Raw genomic sequence first — 629 nt, forward strand, 5'->3', positions numbered from 1 at the left:
CGGCGTCGGTGTCACCGCTTTCGATCGCCTCGAGGATCGCCTGGTGGTCGTCCAGCGTCCGGTCGATGTCCTTCTGGGACACCTCACCGTGGTACCGGCCAGTCGTCCGCGCCTTGCCGTGGATGCTGGACACGATGGCCAACCCCAGCCGGTTGCCGGAGGCCTGCATGACGGCTTCATGGAAGCGGACGTCGGCAGCGGAGAACTCCGCAGGGGAGGCGGCGACCCGGCGCATCTCCTCAAGCGCCTCGCGGATCGGGCCGGCACCCGCCTTGCCGGACAGCGCTGCCGTGCCGGACATCTCCCGCTCCAGTGCCGCGCGTACGCGAACCAACTCGTCCAGAATCGCCAGTGAGGAGTCGTGTTTCACCAGTGATGTCAGGACCACGTCATCAATCAGGTCCCATTCCTTGGAGGGGTTGATCCGGGTGCCTTTGCCTTGCGCGATCTGAACGAGTCCCTTGTCCTGAAGGATCTTCAGGGACTCGCGCACGACCGTGCGGCTGACGCCGAAGCGGTCGCACAGTTCGGCCTCGGTCGGCAGCGTCGTGCCCGGGGGGTACACCGCGGTGACGATGTCGTCGACGAGCTGACGCACCACTGCCGGGCCGAGCCGCCGGCCGGCGGCT

At 67.6% G+C, this 629-nt stretch carries 1 protein-coding gene; it reads right to left on the minus strand.

The annotated features are described in order from the left end of the window. On the minus strand, positions 1 to 629 hold a 629-nt coding region (locus BZY54_RS51415), incomplete at both ends, for a FadR/GntR family transcriptional regulator (RefSeq protein ID WP_158104034.1).

The organism is Streptomyces carpinensis (assembly GCF_002154505.1).
GTDB lineage: Bacteria > Actinomycetota > Actinomycetes > Streptomycetales > Streptomycetaceae > Streptomyces > Streptomyces carpinensis.